The 4,845-nt window shown below is 41.0% G+C and carries 6 protein-coding genes; 4 read left to right on the plus strand and 2 right to left on the minus strand.

The genetic code is table 11. The features are described 5' to 3' along the window. Positions 1 to 98 precede the first annotated feature (98 nt). From GBI16_RS17655 to GBI16_RS17670, 4 genes are all read left to right on the plus strand, one after another. Entirely contained in the window at positions 99 to 449 is a 351-nt protein-coding gene (locus GBI16_RS17655) for a hypothetical protein (RefSeq protein WP_151707576.1), read from the plus strand. A 7-nt stretch (positions 450 to 456) separates the two neighbouring features. Beyond that, positions 457 to 2,184 (plus strand): PepSY domain-containing protein, encoded by a 1,728-nt coding sequence (locus GBI16_RS17660; protein ID WP_151707577.1) that lies wholly within the window; start codon positions 457 to 459, stop codon positions 2,182 to 2,184. Continuing rightward, positions 2,181 to 2,519 carry a DUF3325 domain-containing protein gene (locus GBI16_RS17665; RefSeq protein WP_151707578.1) on the plus strand — a complete coding sequence of 113 codons (339 nt, stop codon included), beginning with the start codon at positions 2,181 to 2,183 and terminating at the stop codon, positions 2,517 to 2,519. Before GBI16_RS17660 ends, GBI16_RS17665 begins: the two co-directional genes overlap by 4 nt. 79 nt (positions 2,520 to 2,598) lie before the next feature. Beyond that, complete coding sequence (locus GBI16_RS17670) at positions 2,599 to 3,117, plus strand: tetratricopeptide repeat protein (protein WP_171494586.1); 519 nt, start codon at positions 2,599 to 2,601, stop codon at positions 3,115 to 3,117. Between the two features lie 36 nt (positions 3,118 to 3,153). Here GBI16_RS17670 and GBI16_RS17675 read toward each other — a convergent pair whose 3' ends face one another. Both GBI16_RS17675 and GBI16_RS17680 read right to left on the minus strand, forming a co-directional pair. Further along, complete coding sequence (locus GBI16_RS17675) at positions 3,154 to 4,107, minus strand: DUF4424 family protein (RefSeq protein WP_151707580.1); 954 nt, start codon at positions 4,105 to 4,107, stop codon at positions 3,154 to 3,156. Positions 4,108 to 4,128: 21 nt separating this feature from the next. Continuing rightward, the gene (locus GBI16_RS17680) at positions 4,129 to 4,662 is read right to left on the minus strand and encodes a peptidase C39 (RefSeq protein WP_151707581.1); all 534 of its coding nucleotides are present in this window, start codon (positions 4,660 to 4,662) and stop codon (positions 4,129 to 4,131) included. Between the last annotated feature and the right edge of the window lie 183 nt (positions 4,663 to 4,845).

The following is a 4,845-nucleotide window of genomic DNA, read 5'->3' on the forward strand; positions in this document are numbered from 1 at the left end:
AACATTACAGAAAAAATAAATAAAATTACCATCTATTTAATTTAAATAATAATTGTTATCATTTACAACACTGTTTACTAAAGCACCAACTGTCTTCCATGAATAGCACCACTCAAATTGATGCCTTGGTTCATTCGGAAAAAGTTCGTCCGAAACCAACCAAAAAGAAAAAAGTCGATACCCCCGTTAGCTACCGCCTTATGGTGTTGTACCGATTTGCTCTTGCCTTACTTGGAGGCTATCTCCTTGCAGCACTTTCTGCATTAGCCATTGCTAAAATCTTTATAGCCAATCCTGTGAATGCGGCTATGAGCACTACACTCATTGCATTTTGTCTTAACTGTGCTGCCTTTATTTGGGTCTTTATGGTTCAAAAAACCTTAAAAGCAACGCTCGGTATTGCTGTGCCATGTATTGCACTGTATGCCCTACTCAAATTTTTAGGATAGTTTTTCAATGCGTGTTGATCAAAAAGCGGAAGGACCGCGCCAATCCATGTCATGGTTGCATACATGGGCCAGTCTCATTTTAGGGTGGCTGCTGTATGCAATTTTTGTGACTGGAACACTCAGTTTTTTCCAAAATGAAATTTCTACTTGGATGAAACCCGAAACCCATCAATCTATCCCTGCGCAGTCTCAAGTGCTACAAGTGCAGGTCGCGCTCAACTATTTACAAAAAAACCACCCTGATGCAGGCAGTTGGAACATTCAACTACCCAACTCACGGCAAACTACGACTGAAGTAACTATTCGTGCCGTTGGTGAAGACCCGAAAGCACGTCGTGGTGGGACACGGATCACCTTAGACAGTGCAACTGGTGAAGTGATTGAACCACGGGATACGCGTGGTGGTGGGTTCCTGTACCGTTTCCATTTTGAATTGTACGGTTTACCCCGCCTGTGGACGCGTTGGTTGGTCGGGATTGCCACCATGTTCATGTTGGTTGCAATTGTTAGCGGTATCATCACCCATAAAAAAATCTTTAAGGACTTCTTTACCTTTCGCTCAGGCAAAGGTCAGCGTTCATGGCTGGATGCACACAATGCAACCGCTGTTTTTGCATTGCCTTTTCATCTAATGATTACTTTTAGTGGCTTACTGCTACTCATGTTTATGTTCATGCCTTGGGGAATTAACCAAGCGTATGAAAACCGACAACAGTTCTTACGTGACCAACAGGCCAGCATGATTGAGCAGCCCCAAAAGGCCGAAGATCAGCAGCGCGAAGGTCGAGGTCAACGCGAAGGCGAAAGAGCGGATCGTGGAGAGCGCGGACAGCAACGTGGTGAACATGCTGAAGGTCGTGGTGGGGAACATCCACAACCTGTACTCCATCCTGCACCACTGACAGACCTAGCGCCGATTATGGTGACAGTACAACAGCAGTGGAAAGACAATCCAATTGCTTCGATTAACATTATTTCACCCAATACAGACCAAGCCAAAATTGAGTTCCGTGCCTTGCGTGCTGAAAGTGTCGCGCATCGCAATGTCTATGCAACACTCAACTACAATGGGGTCACGGGTCAAGATGAAACGGATAAAAATATACGGATAAAAAACCCATCTATTCCAAGTGGTATCTATAACGTGGTCACCGTCTTACACGAAGCTCGCGGCGTCGACTTAGCTCTTCGTTGGTTGCTATTCTGTTCGGGCATTTTAGGCACGCTCATGGTCGCTACAGGTCTGATTCTTTGGTGTGTAAAACGCGCGCCCCAACAGCAAAAACAAGGCTATAAATCGTTTGGCTTCCGACTGGTTGAAGTCCTGAATATTGCAGCCATTATTGGTTTACCTTTGGCCTGCGCAGCATATTTTTATGCCAACCGTTTCATTCCAGCAGATGTAGAAATGCGTCTAAACTGGGAGATCCGTAGCTTCTTTACAGTATGGTTACTCACACTAATTTATGCCATTTTCCGTACCCACCGCCAAGCATGGTTAGACTTACTGTTATTGGCAACACTCGCTTTCGCACTGTTACCAGTGGTCAACTTTATGACAGGTGGTCAGGCTTTGTGGAACAGCATTGCGCAGGGTCAGTGGATGATTGCATCGGTTGACCTAGCCATGTGGATAATGGCAGTGATCTTCTATTTCGCTTATGACAAAGTTAAAAAGCATCAAGGTTTGCCGAATAAAAAAGTGAAAGCACCTGTTCAGGAGGCCGAAGCATGATTTGGTTTCTAATGATATGGGCTCTAGCAACCCTAGGTTTTTTTGCTCTTGCCAGCAGTATATCTAAGCATCAAAAGCAAATCTTTAACAAAGAACTGACACTTCAGCAAACCCGCTTAGCAACCACTATAGGTTGGTTACTCCTCATTGTTTCTTTGTTCATTTGCTTAACGCAAGGACACTGGAGCACTGAAATCAGTTATTGGGTTGGCGTGATTAGCTTCGCGGCGTTGTTTGTTGGACTTTGCTTGAGTTATTTTGAGCAAAAAATTAGGAATATCGCTGTTTCAGTTTTACTCATATTTATATCCAGTCTAACTTTGCACCTAATCTAAGTCTAAAAGCCAATCTTCGGATTGGCTTTTTCACTTGAAAGCATTAGGCTATCCACAGTTTAAATCTTTGGTTATTTCTATGCCTAAATCTCCTAAAATTCCTGCTGAATTGGTCAACCTTGCAACAACAGGTAATAGTGACGCTCAATTTGAACTTGCTGAACTGTATATGCAAAGTGAAAATGAAGATGACATTACCCTTGCAGAAGAATGGGCACTCAAAGCAGCAGCATTAGGTCATGTAGAAGCCATGTATTGGCTGGGTGAAGGTTATGCTTTTTATGCCAAAGAACTTCGTGAAGAAGACCCAAGCGAAGCAGAAACCTACTTTGGACATGCACATCACTGGTTAAAACAAGCTGCTGAACTGAAACACCCTACTGCAATATTAGAGTTGGCTGGTTTTTACCGTCGGGGCGATGTGGTTGAAAAAGATGTCACTAAGTCAATTGAACTGGTACAACAAGCGGCGGAACTGGGTGAGGCTCAAGCCATGCGTGATTTGGCTTTCATTTATGAAAATGCACTAGGTATTGATGCGGATGAAGAAAAAGCCAAATACTGGCACGACAAGGCGGATGCCGCAGAGCAAGAATAAAAGCAAAAGCCCATCCTTTGATGGGCTTTTTACTACTTAAAACTTACGCACAAAAATAATATCTAAATCCTGCTTAGGCACAAAATTCTTTTCTGTCATTTGAAATTGTGTCGAACTGATCTTTTTCACCTGACCATTCCAACAAAATGAAACCAACTCATTGGGATCACGCTCAATCGTCAGTTTAAAATTTTGAATCGGTTTCGCCCAATTTGCGCCCGTTTTCAAGATATAACCCAACGCCTGATAAGGTGCATATTGTGATTTGGCTTTTTTCAAACCCGCTTTGAAGCTTTGATCCATACAATAAGTCTTTTCATCCTCTTCAGGATATAAAGAGACCGAACCACCGACCAATGGTGCATATTCATGCTGAATACGGGTCATGCTGTTCGCTTTAAAATTTTGTTTCCAACTATAAATAACCTGAGACTGCCAGCGAATGAGATCTTCATCTTGAATTTTTAATAGTTTTTGCACTCTTGGATTTTTACAAGTTTGAATTTTTTGCTGAATAGAAATACTTATATCGGCATTTTCACCTTTCCACGGCTGGATCAACTCTTGCTGCGTGAGACTGCAAGCCATAAGCTCATTCGTTACATCGGCTTGAAAGTCTCCATCATGAACATATTCTTGTTCATTACTCGGTAAAAAAGCCCGTACATGCACCTGAGGCTGTATACGCTGACCATTAACTTGAATTTTAAAACTATCAATTAAACCTGTGGCATCAGCATAATCATAGTCCATGTAATTTTGAACTTTCGGTATGGGAAATAAAATAGTCTCGTTTACCAAATGTTTACTTAAATTTTTAAACTCATAATCGACAATGATTCGCTTTTTACTGATAAATAAGTTTTCACTATACATTTGAATATCTTTATTTTTCAGATATTGCACACCGCCTGTTGCAACAAAACCCGTACTGTCATTCGCACTCACGTGCATAGACATAAATACGAATAACCCTATTATTTTTTTCATTTTAATCTTCTTTTTTAAGGTTTAATGTTCTGCATGAGTCTCAAAGTTTGCATTCTCGATCATGATCACCTGACGACAAATGCCTTCGGCTTTTCGTTGTTGTTCAAATACAGATGCTGGCATCGCCTCAAAACTGTCAAAGAAACAGATTTCTTGTTCATCTATAGAATAAACCAGTGAATGGTTTCCGACGCCTTCTAAAGTATCGTAATACACAATAATAAAGTTATTCTGTTCAAACGCCTGCTGAATGTGTTGATAATTGATTGCAGGCGAAATAGGTAACTTTAACTGTTCAGCTTCGGCATAACTCAGTTTTTCTTGTTCTTGAAGATCAGGGTCTTCATCGGTATAGAAATGCACATTGAAACCAAACTTTTTTAAGCCTACAGCCAAGCCTATCGTTGTGGTGCCAAACGTTGCATCATAAGCACAGACATCAATCAATTGTTCAATCTCTGCATCTATACCTAAATGTTGCAGCATCATCCATACTGCATAGATACCGCCATTGGCTTCAAGATTCATTAAGGATTCAGGGATATTCACGGTCATAACACAATTCAAAAAAGATGATTGTGTTGATAATAAACAAAACATCGTTGGAACTAAATAAAATTACAATCTAATTCCTTTTTTGGTTAACGCCGTTTGGAATATTTCATCATGATCATACGGAATCAATGATCTAAAAAGATTTTTTTCATTTTCATACAGTAAACCAGCGATTCGATCCAC

The sequence above is a fragment of the Acinetobacter sp. TUM15064 genome (genome assembly GCF_008980265.1).
GTDB lineage: Bacteria > Pseudomonadota > Gammaproteobacteria > Pseudomonadales > Moraxellaceae > Acinetobacter.